Source organism: Streptomyces sp. NPDC091280, from assembly GCF_044768565.1.
Classification (GTDB): Bacteria; Actinomycetota; Actinomycetes; order Streptomycetales; family Streptomycetaceae; genus Streptomyces.
The window spans coordinates 298,747-317,142 of the sequence record NZ_JBIVUZ010000003.1 but is presented as its reverse complement, the minus strand read 5'-3'; the positions used below and the strand labels follow the sequence as shown (position 1 = coordinate 317,142).

At 73.4% G+C, this 18,396-nt stretch carries 14 protein-coding genes; 7 read left to right on the top strand and 7 right to left on the bottom strand.

Annotated features, from left to right (window positions below):
- Positions 1-149 precede the first annotated feature (149 nt).
- Positions 150-695: a hypothetical protein gene (locus ACIQPR_RS11475; RefSeq protein ID WP_403645524.1), complete on the top strand. Its 546-nt coding sequence runs from the start codon at positions 150-152 to the stop codon at positions 693-695.
- A 63-nt stretch (positions 696-758) separates the two neighbouring features.
- On the opposite strand, the gene ACIQPR_RS11470 is transcribed toward ACIQPR_RS11475, so the two are convergent.
- From ACIQPR_RS11470 to ACIQPR_RS11460, 3 genes are all read right to left on the bottom strand, one after another.
- Positions 759-2,783 (bottom strand): FUSC family protein, encoded by a 2,025-nt coding sequence (locus tag ACIQPR_RS11470; RefSeq protein ID WP_403645522.1) that lies wholly within the window; start codon positions 2,781-2,783, stop codon positions 759-761.
- A 26-nt stretch (positions 2,784-2,809) separates the two neighbouring features.
- Positions 2,810-3,808, bottom strand: a complete 999-nt coding sequence (locus ACIQPR_RS11465; RefSeq protein WP_403645519.1) for an endonuclease/exonuclease/phosphatase family protein — start codon at positions 3,806-3,808, stop codon at positions 2,810-2,812.
- Between the two features lie 161 nt (positions 3,809-3,969).
- The gene (locus tag ACIQPR_RS11460) at positions 3,970-4,908 is read right to left on the bottom strand and encodes a hypothetical protein (RefSeq protein ID WP_403645516.1); all 939 of its coding nucleotides are present in this window, start codon (positions 4,906-4,908) and stop codon (positions 3,970-3,972) included.
- Positions 4,909-5,106: 198 nt separating this feature from the next.
- Here ACIQPR_RS11460 and ACIQPR_RS11455 point away from each other — a divergent pair, with 198 nt between their 5' ends.
- A complete protein-coding gene (locus ACIQPR_RS11455) occupies positions 5,107-5,679 on the top strand; it encodes an SH3 domain-containing protein (protein ID WP_403645514.1) in 573 nt (190 codons plus the stop codon).
- 106 nt (positions 5,680-5,785) lie between these two features.
- On the opposite strand, the gene ACIQPR_RS11450 is transcribed toward ACIQPR_RS11455, so the two are convergent.
- Positions 5,786-6,232 (bottom strand): hypothetical protein, encoded by a 447-nt coding sequence (locus tag ACIQPR_RS11450; protein ID WP_403645511.1) that lies wholly within the window; start codon positions 6,230-6,232, stop codon positions 5,786-5,788.
- Positions 6,233-6,335: 103 nt separating this feature from the next.
- Between ACIQPR_RS11450 and ACIQPR_RS11445 the strand changes: the two genes are divergently transcribed.
- The 3 genes from ACIQPR_RS11445 to ACIQPR_RS11435 all read left to right on the top strand — a co-directional run bounded on the left by ACIQPR_RS11445 (position 6,336) and on the right by ACIQPR_RS11435 (position 9,366).
- Positions 6,336-6,971: an NAD(P)-dependent oxidoreductase gene (locus tag ACIQPR_RS11445; RefSeq protein ID WP_403645508.1), complete on the top strand. Its 636-nt coding sequence runs from the start codon at positions 6,336-6,338 to the stop codon at positions 6,969-6,971.
- A 5-nt stretch (positions 6,972-6,976) separates the two neighbouring features.
- Complete coding sequence (locus ACIQPR_RS11440) at positions 6,977-8,122, top strand: PP2C family protein-serine/threonine phosphatase (protein WP_403645505.1); 1,146 nt, start codon at positions 6,977-6,979, stop codon at positions 8,120-8,122.
- 146 nt (positions 8,123-8,268) lie between these two features.
- Positions 8,269-9,366 (top strand): hypothetical protein, encoded by a 1,098-nt coding sequence (locus ACIQPR_RS11435; protein WP_403645502.1) that lies wholly within the window; start codon positions 8,269-8,271, stop codon positions 9,364-9,366.
- A gap of 38 nt (positions 9,367-9,404) precedes the next feature.
- Here the strand turns inward: ACIQPR_RS11435 and ACIQPR_RS11430 are convergent, their stop codons facing one another.
- The 3 genes from ACIQPR_RS11430 to ACIQPR_RS11420 form a co-directional block, all read right to left on the bottom strand.
- Complete coding sequence (locus ACIQPR_RS11430) at positions 9,405-10,646, bottom strand: amidohydrolase (RefSeq protein ID WP_403645499.1); 1,242 nt, start codon at positions 10,644-10,646, stop codon at positions 9,405-9,407.
- A 99-nt stretch (positions 10,647-10,745) separates the two neighbouring features.
- Positions 10,746-11,522, bottom strand: a complete 777-nt coding sequence (locus ACIQPR_RS11425) for an NPP1 family protein (protein WP_403645496.1) — start codon at positions 11,520-11,522, stop codon at positions 10,746-10,748.
- A gap of 143 nt (positions 11,523-11,665) precedes the next feature.
- Positions 11,666-12,430: an NPP1 family protein gene (locus ACIQPR_RS11420; RefSeq protein ID WP_403645494.1), complete on the bottom strand. Its 765-nt coding sequence runs from the start codon at positions 12,428-12,430 to the stop codon at positions 11,666-11,668.
- Between the two features lie 1,285 nt (positions 12,431-13,715).
- On the opposite strand from ACIQPR_RS11420, the gene ACIQPR_RS11415 reads away from it, so the two are divergent.
- The gene (locus ACIQPR_RS11415) at positions 13,716-17,417 is read left to right on the top strand and encodes a hypothetical protein (RefSeq protein ID WP_403645491.1); all 3,702 of its coding nucleotides are present in this window, start codon (positions 13,716-13,718) and stop codon (positions 17,415-17,417) included.
- A 138-nt stretch (positions 17,418-17,555) separates the two neighbouring features.
- Positions 17,556-18,380 (top strand): hypothetical protein, encoded by an 825-nt coding sequence (locus ACIQPR_RS11410; protein ID WP_403645488.1) that lies wholly within the window; start codon positions 17,556-17,558, stop codon positions 18,378-18,380.
- The last annotated feature ends 16 nt before the right edge of the window (positions 18,381-18,396 follow it).

The window sequence follows — 18,396 nt, the reverse complement described above, 5'->3', positions numbered from 1 at the left end:
GGCCCCGGACGGCGATCTTAGGCAGGGGCGACCCGCGTGGGACGGGTTCTGTCAACACCCCCTGTTTCAGCCACCACTTCGCTCACCCGTTCATCTGCCCGTTCACCGAACGGCGGGCGGTGTCAGTGGCTCCCTCTACCGTTCCTTCCATGACGCACGTGACGTACCGCACGTACCGCACCCACTGGATACACGGCCCGCTCGCGAGCCATGAGGAGGTCAACGTCGTCTTCTTCCGGGGGATGTCACTGGACACGCTCACGCGGAAACTCCTGTCCGTACGGCGCATCCCGCTCGCCTACGCCAAGGGCGCAGAAGATGAAGCCGAGGATGAATGGGGGCTGGTCCTGCACGACATGTTCGGCTGGGACGACGGCGACTACGACCGGCCCGACTACCGGCCGTTGTGCCGGGACGGCGGTGAACTCGCCGTCTTCACCACGGAGCCCTGCGTCGCCAAGGCGCACGGCCCCGATTTCGACTACTACCGCGCCGGGCACCACGTCTGCGGGGTCAGCTTCGAGAATCTGTCCTTCGGTGTCGGGGAACAGCCCGATCTGCTGGCGCCCGCCCTCACCGCCGCACGGTTCATCGGGCCGCTCGCGGAATATGACCAGGAGGACAGGGAGGAGCTGATCGTCCAGACGATCTCCGCCTTCTTCTCCCTGCCCGATCCCGACTTCTCCCTGACCTGACCGGCCCGACCTGACCGGCCCGACCGACCCGACCCCGACCGCCCTTAGCGCCGCGCGGTCACCTCAGTGCGGCGACGCGATCGCCCGTGCCGCCGCCACCTCCTGCCGTAGCGGCTCCAGCACGCTTCCCGCCGGGCCCGTCAGGTCCGTGCGGACCTCCACCAGTACCTCCGACGCGCGTACCCCCTCCGCCAACTCCCGCAGCTGAAGGGTCACTTGGGTCACCTCCGCCGCGGACGGCGGCGGCGCCCCGTGTTTCACCCGTACTCTCGCCGCCGTCGTCGCGTCGACGATCCGTTCCACGGCCACGACCAGGGGGAGCCAGCCGGCGGCGAGGCGGCCGGTGGGCGGGGGTTCGGTGAGGGCGCGTTGGAACTCCGTGCGGATGACGGACAGGTCGCGGTAGAGGCGCCGCCGCATGCGCGCGCGGGCCGCCGGATCGGCCTCCGCGCCGGCCGAGCCGGGCGTCGCGAACGCCGACTCCACATACCCCGCCGTGTCCGCCACCGCCTCCGCCAACCGGTCCCCCACCCGCGTGTGCCAGCTCTCCGGCCAGAGGAGATACCCCGCGATCAGCGCGATCCCGCAGCCGATCAGCGAGTCGACCAGGCGGGGCACGAGCAGGGCCGTGCCCTGGTGGTTGAGGATGTCCGAGAGGAGCAGGATCACCGGGGTGATCGCCATCGTCTGGTAGCCGTAGCCGCGCGGGGTGAGCGCCGGGATCAGCGGGGCCAGCAGGAGCAGGACCAGTACGTCCCACCAGCCCCTCGGGACGGCCGACAGCACCGCCGCCGCGATCACCAGCCCCGCCACCGTGCCGAGCGCGCGCAGCAGCGCCCGGGAGAAGACCGAGCCGAAGTCGGGCTTGAGGACGAAGGTGATCGTCAGGGCGATCCAGTACGAACGCGGGACCGGGACCGTGGAGACCAGTACCTGCGCCAGGCCGATGCAGAGGGCCAGGCGCAGGCCGTAGCGCCAGGAGCCGGCGGAGAGCAGCACGTTGCGGGCCGCCCTCGCCGCCCGGACGCGGAGGGCCGCCGGACGGCCCAGGCGGTCGTCGATGCCCCGGGGGTCCACGTCGGGTGCGGTGACGACCTCGGCCGCGTGCCGCAGGGCGTGGTCGACCGCGCGGGTCGTCTCGCTGGTGGGGGTGGGCAGGTCGAGCCCGATCGGGCCGGTGTAGCCCGTCTCCACGGCGTGCGCGAGGTGGCGGACCGCGGCGCGGACCTGGGGAGGAAGCGGTCGGCCCGACTGGTGTACGGCGGGGGCCGCCTCGACCACCGGCGTGATCGCGTTCAACTGGGCCAGCAGGCGGGTGAGTTCGGGATTGCGGCCGTGGTGGCGGGCGCGCCGGGCGAGGACCAGGTCGTAGGACTGGTTCAGGGACTGGGTGACGGCCTGGCGGGCGGCGTCGTAGGCCGATGGCGGGTGGTTGTCGGGGGTGGTGGTGGCCGGTGTCGGGCGGTCGTCGGGGGTGGTGGTCGCTGTCGGGTCGTCGCCGCAGGTGGTGAGGAGGTCGGCGACGGTGCGGTAGGTGTTCGCGACCGCCGTGCGTTCCGGGACGCCGGAGCGGAGCGGCCAGGCGAGGAGGGCCAGGAGCAGGACCAGGAGGCCGCCGCCGGACATCAGGACGGGGGCGAGCCACCACGCGCCGGGGAGCGGGAGACCCGCGCCGATCACCGAGTTGAGGAGCAGGAGCAGGCCCGATACGGAGGCCACCGCGCCGATCGTCGAGATCATCCCGGACACCAGCGCGACGAGCGTCAGGACGGTGACCGCCAGCCAGCCGTGGCCGTGGACCGCCGCGCCGAGGGTGACGCCGATCGCGCCGAAGAGCTGGGGGATCGCGATGTTGAGGATGCGCATGCGGTAGGCGTCGGCGGTGTCGCCGATGACTCCGGAGAGGGCGCCCATGGAGGCGAGGGCGCCGTAGGCGGTGTGTCCGGTGGCGAGGCCGAGGGCGAGGGGGAGGGACATCGCGACGGCGGCGCGGGCGAGTGCCGGGCGGTTGAGGGGGGCCTGCTGGGGTTGGAGGTTCCTCACCAGCCAGTCGGGGGGTGTGAGGCCGATGGGGAACTCGCGGGACATGCGCCCATTATGGGCAGCCCTCCCCGCTATCGGTGCTGGTGGAGCGCGATGTCCACGAGCAGCGCGCGGTGGTCGGTGTCGGCGAGGTCGAGGAAGCGGGCGCTGTTCGTGGAGAAGTCCGGGGAGAGGAGGACGTGGTCGATCTGGGTGCCGAAGACGGGCAGCAGCTGCTCCGGCCAGCTGGGGGTGCGGGGGTGTCCGGCGAGGCGGGCCGCGTCGTGCAGGCCGGTGTCGAGGATGCGGCGGAACGCCGCGTGGTCCTGGGAGGAGTTGAAGTCTCCGGCCAGCACGGTGGGGGTGGTCGGGTCGGCCGCGGCGAAGTCGCGCAGCCTGCCCAGTTCGCGGCGCCACAGGCCGACCTGGCGGGGCAACGGGGGCATCGGGTGGGCGAGTTGGAGGCGGACGGCATGACCGTCCACGTCCGCCACCGCGCCGGGCATGCCCATCGTGCCGGTGACGCCCTTCGTGCCCTTGAGGGGGTAGCGGCTGAGGACGACCGAGCCGTGCGAGCCGGCCGCCACCACGGCCTGCCGGTAGGGGAGTTCGGTGCCGAAGTCCCGGCGCAGGGTGGCCTGGCAGGTGTACTCGCACTCCTCCACGAACACCACGTCCGGCCGCTCCCGCCGGATCACCGGCACCAGGGAGCCGGTCCCCCGCCCGAACTCGACGTTCGAGGTCAGCACCCGGAACTCGGCGACCGCGGGCCCGCCCGGCTCACCGCTCTTCCCGTACGGCTCGATGAACCACGCCAGCAGCCCGAGCAGCGCCACGCCCCACACCAGCCAGAGCCGCCTGCGGGAGAGCAGTGAGAGGAGGAGTCCCAGGCCGGTGGGGGCCAGCAACCACGGGAAGAACGCGAGGAGTTGGGGTACGGGCGTCACGGCGTCGGTGTCGGCCGTACGGCAGCCGACCACCACACTCACGGCGGCGAACAGCAGGCCCGCGCACCAGGCCGTGAAGCGCCGGCCCCGGTGGCGTTCCGGCACGAAGTCGGCGGCGGTCCACTCGGAGGTCACGGTGCCCACGTGATGACCTTCCGCCGGTGGATGCAGGTCCCAGGTTCCAGGTCCCAGGTTCCAGGTCCCAGGTTCCAGGTCCCGGATTCCAGATGCCCGAATCATCCCACGCGGGCCGCGCACTCCCCCCCGGAATCAGGAATCAGGAGCCATGAATCACCGGTCGGGAATCAGGGTGTCGCCTGCTGCGCCCGGTCCGTCGCGGCCGTCGTTGCCGTCGCGGGTGTCCGCCTGCGTCGTACGAACTCCCGTGCCGGGCGGGCGTACCGGGTGAGCCAGGTCGTCGCGGCGACCGCGAGACCGAGGGCGAGCAGCAGCCAGGCGACCGTGCGCAGGGTCGAGGTGAGCGCGTCGTAGATCGCGCCGCCCGCCGCCTGGGAGACCTCGGCGGGGAGGTCGGCGACGGTCAGCTGGCGGCCGATCGCGAGGGCGAGGCCGAGCAGCGCGCCGCCGAGGGCGGTGCCGAGCGCGGTCGCCGTGATCGCGCGGCGGCGGCGCACGGCGACGGCGATGCCGGTGACCGCGAAGGCGGCGGCGGTGAGGGGGAGCCAGAAGCCGGCGACCTCAAGCACGTGGAACTCCTTCCGGAGCGGGCCCAGTTCACCGGCCGGGAGGACCGCGACCTCGGTGTGCTGGACGGGGATGCGCTCCGCCAGCGGGACGTGTTCGTGGGCGAGCCGGTGTTTGACGTGGGCGGCGACCGGGGCGAGGTCGACGGTGACGGCACCGCTGCCCCCCTCGTCGCGCAGGGCGTGCAGCACGGCGTCGTGGGTGGCCCGGTTGCTCTCGTCCCAGGCCAGCCGGAAGGCCTCGGTCTTGGTGAAGGAGCGCACCGCGTCGTGCACGAAGGGGGCCATCGTGCCGCGCATGCCGCCCACCGTGCCGCGCATCCCCTCCACATGGATCCCGCGCATGATGCCCGCGCCGACCGTGTCCGCGACGACGTCCCGTACGGCGGGGTCGGCCGCCAGGGGTGCCATCGCGGTGACGTACCGGCCGGAGTCGGTCAGCCCGTAGGCCGCCCAGGCCGCCAGCGCGCCGAAGGGCGTCAGGAAGCAGGAGAGGGCGACGAGTACGGCCGACAGGGCGCTCCGGAGTCGTGGGGGCACCTTCCCAGGACACGGGCGGGACGTGCGGTGCGCGAGCCGGGTGCCGGTATTTGCCTGCATTCGGGTGCGATGTCAAGCCGAACGGGTGCCGCGGCCCCGGAACCCTTGGCGGAACTGGCCGTTCCGCTCTCGGGTGGAGGGTTGACCCGAACGGGTGTTTCCTGGAACCGGGGAGACGGGGGGAGAAGGAGGCCGAACATGCGCACCACTCCGGCCCTGCGGACCCTGGCCGCGGCCCTGCTCACCGGTGGCACACTCGCCGTCGCGGCGGCGGGCACCACGGCGGCGGCAGCACCGACCACGTACGCCGAAGGACATGGCGGTGGTGGCGGTGGCGGCAGTCCGATCTGGGGCACGATCGTCTCCCGCACGGATCTGAACGTGCGGCAGTCGCCCACCACGCGTTCCCCCGCCGTCGACTCGCTCTCACCGGGCAGTCAGGACCGCGTCCAATGCGTGGTCAGGGGACAGAGCGTCAACGGGAACTCCGACTGGTACTGGCTCGTCGGCGCACAGGGCTGGGCCAGCGCCGCGTTCGTCGACACCGGCGGCCAGTGGGTGCCGTCCTGCTCTGACCCGTGTCCGGGCTGGAAGGACGGCAACGGCAGCGGCAACAGCAACGACTCGAACTGGAACAACGACCCCAACTGGAGCGACAACTCCAACGCGTGGAGCACCTCGGCCTCCGGGTCGTGGAGCGCCTCGGGCTCGTGGAGCTGGAGCGCGTCGGGCTCGTCGAGCGGCGGCGGCATCTGGAACTGGACGCCGTAGCGGCCAGCGGAAGCGGCCGGTCTCCGTAGAGGCAGCCGGTCGCCGTCGAAGCGGCAAGTCGTGGGCCCCGGTACCGACTCGGTACCGGGGCCCACGGTCGTGCGGGTCAGCGGATGCGGTTGCCCTCCCCGTCCTCCCGCGTGTAGTAGCGGTAGAAGAACACCAGGAACACGCCCGCCGTGGTGGCGACCCCGAGCGCCGCGGAGCGCAGCACGCTCTCGCCGGTCTGGCTGTAGAGGAAGCCGACCGAGGCGCCCGCGAAACCGGACTTCACCAGCGAGTGCAGTTCGCGCTTGAGCAGCGGGGCGAACCGGGCCACCGCCAGGCACAGCACGATGAACGCCAGCGCCGTCACGAAGCCGAACAGGATGTTCCAGCCGGTGATGGGGCCGCCGCCGCGACGGTTGGCCGCCGCCCAGTAGCCGTAGACGAGCCCCAGCGCGACCGGGATCGCGACCTTCGCCACGCGGTGGACGCGGGCGTCGAAGACGTCGGGCAGCCCGCTCGGGGCGGTGAATCCGCCGGAGCCGGGTGTGGGTGCCGCATGAGCCATGAGAGCACTCCTCTCTCTCGCCCCCGTCTACCAATGCACACCCCGGGGGAGGCGGTGGCAAGTCGGGGTGCGGCCACGGTTGCCCCATGTTTCGCTGGGGCGCATGAAGCTCGTACTCTTCGGCGCCACCGGCATGGTCGGCAGCCGGATCGCCACCGAGGCCTCGGCCCGCGGACACCAGGTGCTGGCGGTCAGCCGGTCCGGCCGGTCGCCGGTCCCCGGGGTCACCGCCACGGCGGCCGACGCGACGGACCCGGCGAAGGTCGCGGAGCTCGCGCGCGGCGCCGACGCCGTCGCCTCCGCGTGCGTGCCGCCCCGCGACGGTAGCGACCCGCGCGGGCCCTTCCTCGCCCTCAACGAGGCGCTCGTCGCGGGCGTCCGCGCGGCCGGGGCCGGACGGCTCCTCGTCGTCGGCGGCGCCGGCGGCCTGGAGGTCGCCCCCGGCCAGGCCCTCAGCGACCAGCCCGGCTTCCCCGAGGCCTACCTCCCCGAAGCCCTCGCCCACCGCGACGCGCTCGCCTACTACCGCACCCTCGACGAGCCCGACTGGACCTACGTCTCCCCCGCCGCCGAGATCGCCCCCGGCCGGCGCACCGGCCGGTTCCGGGTCGGCGGCGACGCGTTCATGACCGACGACCAGGGCCGCAGCTGCGTCAGCGCCGAGGACTACGCGGTCGCCTTCGTCGACGAACTCGAACAGCACGCCCACCCGCGCACCCGGATCTCGGTCGCGTACTGACGGCCGTGAGCGGCCGTGAACTCATACCGGAGAGCCCCGATGCCCTGCGGCGACAGCAGTTGCTGCGCGTGCGCGGGCGGAGCGTCGCCTGGCTGCCGCCGCTGCTGGTACTGATCACCATCCTGCTGGTCGACTGGTACACCGGCGGCGAGTTCCGGACCGTCTCCTGGATCGTGCTCGTGCCCGGTATCGCCGCGGCGATCTGCGGGGTGCGGGGCACGGCCGTGTTCGCGGTGCTCGGCGTCGCCACCTACGCGCTCGCCGACCACGCCTGGCCGCGCCAGTACCAGACCGGCCTGCCCGACTTCATCCTCGTCGGCGTCGGCGGCATCCTCGCCGTGCTGGCCTGCGTGGTCCGGGTGCGCGGCGAACGCCGGATGCTGCACATGCGGGACGTCGCCGAGACCACCCGCCGCACCCTGCTGCGCCCGCTGCCGCCCGGCTTCGGCGGCCTCGACCACGCGGCCGTCTACCTCGCCGCCGACGCCGTCGCCCGGGTCGGCGGCGACTTCTACGACGTCCAGCCCGGCCTGCACGGCACACGCACGCTCGTCGGCGACGTCCAGGGCAAGGGCCTCGGCGCGGTGGAGGCGGCGGCGGCGCTGCTCGGCACGTTCCGCGAGGCCGGCTACCACGAGGCGGACCTCGCGACCGTGGCCGCGCGCCTGGAGATCCGGATGCTGCGGCACGGCCGGCATCTCGCCGCGCTCGGCCGCGAGGACGTCGACCGTTTCGCGACGGCCGTCCTGCTGAGCTTCCCGGCCGGCGACCCCGGCACGGTCGAGGTCGTCAACTTCGGGCACGAACCCCCGCTGGTGGTCGGCCCGTTCGGGGTACGGTCGCTGCCGCCCGGGCACGGACTCCCGCTGGGGCTGGGCGAGTTGGCGGGCATGGACGGCCCGCCGCCGACCCTGCGCATCACCCTCGCGCCCGGCGAGACCCTCCTCATCGTCACCGACGGAGTCACCGAGGCACGCGACGGCGCCGGTGTCTTCTACCCCCTCAAGGACGACGTCACCGAGGGCGTCCACCTCGACCCGCGCACCGCGGACCCGCACCGCCTGGCCGCCTACGTCCGCGACGGCACCCTGCGCCACTGCGGCGGCCGTCTCGCCGACGACACGACGATCTTCGCGGTACGACGGTCCTGAGTTCGCGGGTCCTGACATCACCCTTTGCAGCAGCAGCGGTTACGGTGCAGAGGTACGCAAGTGACCGACGGATCCGCCGGGTTCATCGATCCATCGGGTCCACAGAGTCCTTCGGGTCCATCAGTCTCCAGTCGGGGGGAGGGCACATGCCCGGAACGGTGCTGCTGCTCGCGGCCTCGCCGGTCGGCAAGGGGCGGTTGGTGGACGCGGCGTCCGTGCTCCCGGTCCTCGCGGCCGTGGCCCCGCCCGTGCTGTCCGGCACGGAGACGGCCAACGTCGTGGAACTCGCCGACCCGTTGGAGCCGCAGGCGGTACTGACCCGGCTGCGGGCCGCCGCGACCGCCCCCGGACCGCTGAGCGTGTTCATCACCGGGCAGCTCCAACTCGACCGCAGACAGCACCTTCCGCACCTCGCGCTGGCGCGTACGACCCCGGCGACGGTCCGCTACACGGGATTCCCCTGGGCCTGGATCCGCGAGGAACTGCGCCTGCGGCCCCCCGGCACGACAACTCTCCTGCTCGACCTGCACGCCGACGCGGAGACCTGGCAGTGGCTGCGCACCCACCCGCTCGACTCGGGCCGCACACACGCCGTTCACGGCCGCATCGCACCGCCGCCGCCCCGCCGGGAGGTGGCCGCGCCGACCTACATGAAGGCGGTGGCCACCGTACTGCGCAGCGGCCACCGCCCCCAGGCGGAGCAGCTGCACCAACTGGCGGTGGCCCGACTGGGCGCGGATGCCTACGCGGACGTATTCCTGTCCACACCGACCCACACCACGGGCCCCACCCCCACTCCAACCCCCACTCCAACCCCCACTCCCGACATCGACCCTCACATCGCCATCGCCTCCGCCGTCCAGGCCGGGCGGCACTCCGTCGCCGACGCGCTCGCCGCCGAGCATGAGCAGGCTGCCGTGCGGGTGCACGGGCGAGGGGCGGAACAGGCGTTGCACTGGACGGAGGTGCGGGCCGATCTCGCGATGCTGGCGGGGGATCCGGTGCGGAGCTGCCGGGCGTGGCTCGCCGTGGCCGGGGCGCGGCTGGCGGCCGGGGAGTCCGTCGACACGCCTGCCGTGGAGGCCGCGGTCGACCGGGCCCACCATCAGTGGGGGCAGATCCACGACCCGGCTCCCGCCCGTGAACTCGGGCTCGCGCTGGCCGAGTTGAGAGGGCGGGTGCCGGGGCGCCGGGCGGGCGCCCTGGACCACGTACGGAAGCAGCTGCTTCAACTCCAGCCGTAGAGCCGGGTGGTTGACCGACAGCCACGCACACTCGGTGGTCACTCCGTCGTCAGGATCTCCAACGCGCCCGAGACCAGCGTCCGTACCCCCGGCAGCACCGTCACCAGGTCCGGCGCGAACGTCGGGCTGTGGTTGCTGGGGACGGCGTGGAACTTCTCCATCAGGTCGGTGCCCGGGGCCGCGTCCCACGTGGCCGCCGGAGTGCTCGTCACGAACCAGTAGGAGTACGGCACCCCGTCCGGGACCAGGTGGGGAAAGTCCTCGCTGCCCGTCGCCGGGCCGGGGTCGAAGACCGTGCCCGCGCCGAGGACCTCGGTGTGCACGGCCGCGATCCGGCGGTCGGTGTCCGCGTCGTTGACCACCGTGGGGAGGCAGGTCCCGACCGTGACCTCGGGCTCGCGCGGGCAGCCGGCCGCGAGGCACTCGCCGGCCGCGATGCGGCGGATCGCGGCGATCATCCGCTCCCGCACGTCGGCGGACTGGGTGCGCAGGTTGAGGGAGATCCGGGCGCTGGCCGGGATGATGTTGTGCCGGGTGCCCGCCTCGATGCGGCCCACGGTCAGCACCGCGGAGTCGCGGGCGGCGATCTCCCGGGAGACGACCGTCTGGAGCCGGGTGACCAGGTACGCGGCGGTGACGACCGGGTCGACCGTCGTCTCGGGCCGGGAGCCGTGGCCGCCGAGCCCGTGCACGACGATGTCGAGGTCCGTGGAGGCCGACATGATCAGGCCGGGCGAGTGCGGGTAGAAGCCGGCGGGGCCCGGTGCCACGTGCTGGCCCAGCACCGCGTCGGGGCGCGGGACCCGGTCGTAGAGGCCGTCGGCCACCATCGCCGCCGCGCCCTCGCCCGTCTCCTCGGCGGGCTGCCCCACCAGGACCAGCGTTCCCGACCAGGTGTCCCGCCCGGCGGCCAGCGCCTCGGCGGCGCCGGTCAGCCAGGTCACGTGCAGGTCGTGGCCGCAGGCGTGCATCACCCCGTCCACCGTGGAGGCGTACGGCAGTCCCGTCTCCTCCCGTACCGGCAGCGCGTCCATGTCGGCGCGCAGCAGCACGGTCGGGCCCTCGCCGTTGCGCAGCACCGCGGCGACACCGGTGCCGCCGATGCCCTCGACGGTGTCGTAGCCCGCGGCGGTGAGGCGTTCGGTGAGCCTGGCCGCCGTGCGGTGTTCGCGGCCGGACAGTTCGGGGTGGCGGTGCAGGTCCCGGTAGAAGTCCTCCAGGCCGGGGACCGGGAGGTCGGCGGTGAGGTCGAGTGCGGTGCGCGCGGCGGCAGACGTCATGGCGTCAGCGTAGGGCGGTCGCGCGGGTGACCACATGGCGCGTCCCCCGGGCGATGATGTGGGGGATCGCCCAGGGGACGGCCATGATGCTCGGCGCGGTCAGAACGCCGGGACCTCCGACGGCCGGGCCTTGTTGATGTTGTCCTGGAAGTTGCCGGTCAGCGGGAAGTTGGCCTTGCCCCACTTGGAGTTCCACAGGGCGTTGCGCGGGGCGTCGGCCATCTGCTGGATGTCGACCAGGGCCGGCTTGTCCCAGCCGCCGTCGCCCCAGGCCACCGGCTTCTCGCCCCACTTGGCGAAGCGCATGGCGTGGGTGCTCGCGCCGTCCTTGTGGTAGACGATCTGGACGTGGTTGCCGTCCATCGGCACCTCGTTGATCGGGTGGGTGCTGTAGCCGCCGTGCCGGGAGGCGGCCAGGTAGCGGGGCCGCTCCTCGCCCTGTTTCTGGAAGACGATGACCGATTCCCAGTCGTGGCGGTGGCCGAAGGCGTCCGCGCCGTTGAGGGTCTGGTCCTTCTCGAAGTACAGGGCGTAGATGTAGGCGCACCAGCCGTTCTTGCACCAGGCCTGGGTGTAGGTGTTGGCCTTGCCGAGGTGGTTGGTGCGGCAGCCGCCGGTGATGGAGCCGCTGTTGTTGAGCCCGCCGTTGAGCTGCCCGCTCGCGTCCACGGCCGCGGCGGGGAAGCAGCTGTCGGAGTCGTAGTCGAACTCGGGCATGTACTTGAGCTCGAAGGTGCCCGCCTTCTGCGACAGCGGGGTCAGGACGGCCGCGTGCGCGCTGCCCGCGAGGCCGACGGCCAGCGCGGCGGCGGTGCCCAGGGTCAGGGCGGCCCGGCCGGCCCGCGACGGTGTCGAGTTCCTGACGGTGTTGAACATGCTTGTTTCTCCCGTTCGTCGTTCATGTGCTCGGGCCCTGTGCGGGTCCGGCTCGGCGGGACCGACGCTGGCAGGCGGGGAGTTGATCGGCACCTCGGTGCGACCAGGCCGATCAACTCCGCCGCCGGTGCCCGCCGGGACCGTCAGGCGTACGGGTCGAAGCTGATACCGCTCGGCAAGGCCTTGTTCAGGTGGTCGTCGAACTTCGCGTCCTGGAGCGGGAAGTTGGCGTCGCCCCAGTCGGAGGCGTTCAGGATGTCGCGGAGGTTGGAGGCCATGTTCTCCCAGGTGAGCAGGTTCTCCTGGTGCCAGGCGCCGTCGTCGTTCTCCGGGGTCTCGCCCCACTTGGCGAACCGGAAGTCGTGGGTGCTGATGCCGTCCTTGTGGTAGACGACCTGGACGCGCTGGCTGCTCATCGGCACGTCGGCGACGGCCTCGGTCTCGAAGTCGCCGTGCTGGGAGGCGGACAGGTACGACGGGATGGTGTCGCCCTGCTTGACCCAGACGACGATGCACTCCCAGTCGTGGCGGTGGCCGATGCCCGGGGAGGCCTCGTCCTTCTCGAAGTAGCTGGCGTAGATGGTTCCGCACCAGCCGTTGTTGCACTTGGTGCGCGAGTAGGTGTTGGCGTGGTCGAGGTGCCCGGTGCGGCAGCTGCCGGTGACGGAACCGGTCGGCTTCAGGCCGCCGTTGAGGTTGCCGTCGGGGTCGATGGCGGCGGCCGGGTAGCAGGAGTCCGTGTCGTAGTCGTACAGCGGCTCGAAGTTCTTCTCGTACGTGGTCGCGTTCTCGGGGAGGTTCTGCAGGACGCCCGCGGAGGCGGTGAACGGCAGGGCGACGGTGAGGGCGACGGCGCTGCCCACGACCGCGGCGGCTCGGCCGAGGCGGCGGGTGCTGGTTCGGGACATCGGGGGCTCCAGTCGACGGTCCATGTCCACGCTCGCCCCGGACATGACAGCCGGGGCGGGCGAACAGAGATTGGCAGAAGGTGAGCGCCCGATGGAAGGGCTTTCTATCAAACGGAGGGAGGCATTTCGCCGAACGGGCACACGCGCGTTCACAGGTCGGGCTGCGGCGGGAGCCTCCGGCCGCGGTGGGGAGGCTCGGGTTCCGGTGGGAGGCTCGGGCTCCGGTGCGGAAGCTCGGGCTCCGGTGGGGAAGACCGGACCACGGCGGGGAAGCTCGGGTTCCGGCGAGAGGCTCTGGCCACGGCGGGGAAGCTCAGGCTCCGGCGGGAAGTTCAGGCTCCGGTGGGGAAGACCGGACCACGGCGGGGAGGCTCGGGTTCCGGTGGGGAAGTCCGGGCCACGGTGGGGAGGCTTGGGCTCCGGCGGGAGGGTCGGGCCACGGTGGGGAAGCTCGGGCTCCGGCGGGAGCCTCGTATTCCGGCGGGGAGGCTCGGGGTTCCGGCGGGGAAGTCCGGGCCACGGCGGGGAAGTCCGGGCCACGGTGGGGAAGTTCGGGTTCCGGCGGGAAAGTTCAGGCTCCGGCGGGGATGCTCGGGCCACGGAGGGAAGCTCAGACTCCGGCGGGGAAGTCCGGGTCCGTGAGGGGAAGCTCAGGCCCCGGCAGGGAGGCTAAGGCTCCAACGGGGAAGCCCGGAGACCCACCGGGAAGCCCGGACCCTCGAAGCCCGGCCCTACCCGTAGGGAAGCCCGGACCCCCGAAGCCCAGCCCCCCGTAGGGAAGCCCGCCCCCCCGTAGGGAAGCTCGGGCCCCGGCAGGGAGGCTAAGGCTCCAACGGGGAAGCCGGGAGACTCACCGGGAAGCCCGGACCCCCGAAGCCCAGCCCCCCCCCGCCGTAGGGAAGCCCAGCCCCCTAAGGAAGCCCGACCCCCCGTAGGAAAGCCCAGCCCCCCGTAGGGAAGCCCAACCCCCGGCGAGGAGGCCCGGACCCCCCTCGGGGAAGCCAAGGCCCCGGCGGGGCAGGGGGGTCCGTCCCGCCGGGGCGGCCCGGGTGGTCCTCACGCCCGGGCCCGGGCGTTCTGTGTGAGCGACGCCACGAACGAGATTCGCACCTCGGACATTGATCGGCACACCCCTCCCACCAGGGCAATCAATTCCGGGCCGGGCCGGCGGGCCGTTCGGCGACACCCACACGTCACCTGGAAGCCGCCTTCCTGTTTCCGGACCGGCCGTATGGTCATCGCTCCTGATGCGGCGATTTCGCCGGGTGTACGGAGGTACGAGCACATGGGCCGACCCGAGCGACCGGTGGACCCGCGCGCCGGTGCCGTCCAGTGGCTGGCGCACGAACTGCGGGAGTTGCGCCGCACGGCCGGCTCCCCGCCCTACCGGACGATGGCCGAGGCGGCCGGTTTCTCCGCGACCACGCTGTCCCAGGCCGCCGCCGGCGAGCGGCTGCCGTCCCTCGCCGTCGTCCAGGGATACGCGCGGGCCTGCGGCGGCGACCCGGACACCTGGGCGGGGAAGTGGGAGGAGGCGGAGGCCGAGACGGCCCGCGACCCCGGCGCCGCCGAGGACGCACCGGCGCCGTACCGCGGGCTGACCCGGTTCGAGATGGCCGACCGGGACCTCTTCTTCGGCCGCGACCGGGTCACGGACGCCGTCAACCGGCTGGTCTGCGACCACCGGTTCGCGGTGCTGTTCGGCCCCTCGGGCAGCGGCAAGTCCTCGCTGCTGCGGGCCGGGCTGATACCCCGGCTGCGGGACGAGATCGCCGGCCGGTCCCGGCCCGCGGCACTGCGCGTCCTCACCCCGGGCCCGACCCCCGCGACCACCTACGGGCACCTGCTGGAGACCGTGCCCGGCGCACCCGAGAACTGGGTCGTCGTGGACCAGTTCGAGGAGGTCTTCACGCTCTGCCGGGACGCCGGGGAACGCGCCCGCTTCATCGACCTGCTGCTCGCCGCCCGCGACGCGGGCAGCGGACTGCGGGTGCTGGTCGCCGTGCGCGCCGACTTCTACGCCCGCTGCGCCGAGCACCGCGAACTGGCCGACGCGCTGCGCGGCGCCGCCCTGCTGCTCGGCCCGATGACCGCGGAGGAACTGCGGGAGGCGGTGGTCGGTCCGGCCCAGGCGCGCGGCTGCATGGTCGAACGGACCCTGACCGCCCGCCTGGTGGAGGAGGTCCTCGACGAACCGGGCGGCCTGCCGATGCTCTCGCACGCGCTCCTGGAGACCTGGCGCCGCCGCCGCGGCCGGCTGCTCACCCTCGCCGGGTACGAGGCGGCCGGCGGGGTCCGCGGCGCCGTCGCGGCGACCGCCGACGAGGTCTACGACGGTCTCCTGGCCGACCAGGCCCGCGCCGCCCGGCATCTCCTGCTGCGCATGGTCGTACCGGGCCAGGGCACCCCCGACACCCGGCGTCCGCTGACCCGGGCCGAGCTGGCGCAGTGGGCGGACCCGGCGGTGCCGGTCGTGGTGGAGCGGCTGACCCGGGCCCGGCTGCTGACCTCCGACGAGGACGGGGTGCAGCTCGCGCACGAGGCGCTCATCAGCTGCTGGCCCCGGCTGCACGGCTGGATCGAGGAGGACCGGGAACGGCTGCGCCACCACCGGACCCTCGCGGAGGCGGCCCGCGCCTGGCTGGAGCACGACCGCGACCCCGGCGCCCTGTACCGGGGCAACCGGCTGGCCCGGGCCGCCGAAATCTTCCCCGACCCGGCGGCCGACCCCGCGCTGACCGAGCCGGAGCGGGACTTCCTCACCGCCGCGCTCGCCGCCCAGGAGGCCGAGCGCCGGGCCGCCGCCCGGATCGGCAGACGGCACCGGGTGCTGACGGTGTCGCTGTCCGCGGTGCTGGCCGTGGCCCTGCTGACGGGCTTCGTCGTCTTCCGGGAGTACGCCGACAACCGGCGCCAGCGCACCGAGAACGCCGCCCGCCGGGTCGCCGACATCGCCGACGCGCTGCGCACCACCGATCCGCGCACCGCGCTGCGCCTGGGCGTGGCCGCCTGGCGGATCGCCGAACTGCCCGAGACCCGGCGGGCGTTGCTCGGTTCGCTGGCCCAGCCGGAGACGGACACCTTCACCGATCCGACGCCCGGCGACGAGGTCATGCGTCTGCTCACCGACGACGGCCGCACCCTGATCAGCGCGGACGGCGCGAGCTGGCGCTCGTGGGACGTGGTCTCGCACCGCCGTACCGGCTCGGGCCGGGTGGCGGCGGGCACGGTGAGCGAGGTCGGCGCGTCCGCCCGGTTCCTGGGGGTCACGGAGGGCGACGGGCTGCGGCTGTGGGACACGGCGGCGGGCCGCTGGGCCGGCGGTTCCGCGGGACGGGACGTGGGCGAGGTCCGCTTCACCGCGGACGGCCGCTCCTATCTCGCGGTCGAGGGCGACCGCCTCCGGCTGCGCTCGGTCACGGACGGCCGGGTGCTGTTCGAGGCCCGCGCGCCGGACGCCGCGCTCACGGCGGTGAACGCGGACGGCAGCACGGTGGCCGCCTGTTCGGGGGGCGCGCCGCGCGTGTGGGACACGGCCACCGGCCGGGTGCTGCCCGGTGCCTGGCAGCGGGACCGGGTCTGCGGCACGGCCTCCCCGCTGCTGGCGTTCGGCGGCCACCGGCTGGCCACGGCGACCGCCACCGGGCTGCGGATCTGGGACACCGCGACGGGCCGCGAGGTCGCCGACCTGTACGAGACCGGGCTCCAGTACGCGTCGTTCCGCGCGGACGGCGCCTTCGTGGCGACGGCCGACCGCGCGGAGATCCGCGTCTGGCGGCTCTCGGACCCCGGCGCCCCGGTCTTCCGGCACGAGCTCAACAACCAGTACCTCTACGGCGACCTGGTGTGGGACCGCGACGGCCGCACCCTGCGCTATCTGGAGGGCGGCACCGCGCACACCCTCGACCTCGGCGCGGCGGTCACCTCCGCCTGGCGGGCGACCCCGGCGGCGGACGTCCGCCTCAGCCCGGACGGCCGCTCCTACGCCACCGTCGAGCGCGTCGGCGACCACTACGTCTTCCGCCTCCGCGCCACCTCCGACAACCGGGTCCTGCACACCTTCCCGCCCGTCACCGCCCCCGTCTCCAGCGACCCCGCCACCCCCACGGTCCCCGCCGACACCCTGCCCCTGATGGCCTTCGGCCCCACCGGCACCCGCTTCGTCTACGGCGTCTCGGCGCCCGGCCGGGACGTGACGGCCCAGCCGCTGCGGGTCTGGGACGTGACCCGGGAGCGGGCGGTGACCTCGCTCGACCTGCCGGGCGGGGCGGTGCTCGGACTGGCCCTCGGCGCGGGCGGCGACACCTTGTACGCGGTCCGTGCCACCGCCATCGGCGAGTACTCCGACGAGGTGTGGGACCTCGCGCGCCACCGCCGGACGGCGGTCCTGACCGGGGTGACCGGGGCGCACCTCGCCGTCGGCCCGGACGGCCGCCTGCTGGTCGGCGAGGGCGCGGTCCTCCGGCCGCCGTCCCGCCGCTCCACCGCGTACGACCTGGTCCAGGGCGGCCAGATCGGCGCGCAGGCCTTCACCGGCGACGGGTCGCTGCTGGCGGTCGGCGACCAGACGGGCCGGGTCGCCCTGTGGGACGGGACGCTCGGGCGCCGCGAGGGCGTGCTGCGCAATGTCTTCCCGACCCCGCTCGGCACCACCCCGGAGGGTGTCTCGGCGCTCGCGTTCAGCCCGGACGGCGGCACGCTCGCCGTCGGCGGCGACGGCGGCAGCCTGCAACTCTGGGACGTCGCGACCCAACAGCCGCTCAGCAGCGGCCCGTTGACGACTCCGGGCGAGGCCCTCACCTCCCTCGCCTTCAGCGCGGACGGCCGCACGCTGTACGCGGGCAGCGCGCACGTACCGCTCCAGCGCTACACCGTCGACCCCGAGCTGGCCCGCACACGGGTCTGCGCGCGCACCGGAAACGCGGAGCTGACCCGCGCGCAGTGGCGCACGTACGCGCCGGACGAGCCGTACCGGCGGATCTGCTGACGGCTGACCGCTGCCGGCCGGCCGCCGACGTCACCCGTACGGCTCAGCCCGCACGGCCGGGCGGGTCCGCCGCTGCTATCCACATAGGTAGGGGGACGGGAGTACCCACCGCGTTACCCATCGAAGGAAGTGCCGCTCATGGCTGTCCCTGAATCCACCCTCGCCGTCAACTTCACCCAGGGACTGAACGACGCCTGGTCGAAGGTCGCGCAGTTCGTACCGCAGTTCATCGGCTTCCTGGTCATTCTGGCCGTCGGCTGGTTCGTGTCGAAGATGATCGCCCGGGTCCTGGACCGGGTGCTGCGCAGGGTCGGCTCGGAGCGGCTGGCCGACCGGGCCGGTACGGACCGGTTCCTGCGGGACTCCAAGTACGACATGACCGGCATCGTCTGCAAGATCGTGTACTACGCGCTGATGCTGATCACCCTCCAGCTCGCGCTGGGCGTCTTCGGCACCAACCCGGTCAGCACGATGATCAACGGCATCGTCGCCTGGCTGCCGCGCGGCATCGTCGCGGTGGTCCTGATCGTCGTGGCGATGGCCATCGCGAACGCGGTCCGCGGGATCGTCGGCAGCGCCCTGTCCTCGATGTCGTACGGCAGGATGCTCGCGACCGTCGTCTGGGCCTGCGTCATGGCGCTCGGCGTGATCGCCGCGCTCGGCCAGGCCGGCATCGCGACCTCGGTCACCCAGCCCGTCCTGTACGCGGCGCTCGCGACCGTCGCCGGGATCATGATCGTCGGTGTCGGCGGCGGCATGATCGCCCCGATGCGGCAGCGCTGGGAGCGCATGCTGACGACGGCGGAGCGCGAGACGACCAACGCGAAGGGCAGCCTCACGGCGTACCAGTCGGGCCGCGCGGACGCGATGGGCAACCAGCCGGTGCGCGAGCGCACGGACATGGACACGGGCATGGGTATGGAGGGCGGACGGGACATGCGGCGTCCGACCGACGACATGTGACCGGCGCACACGGGAC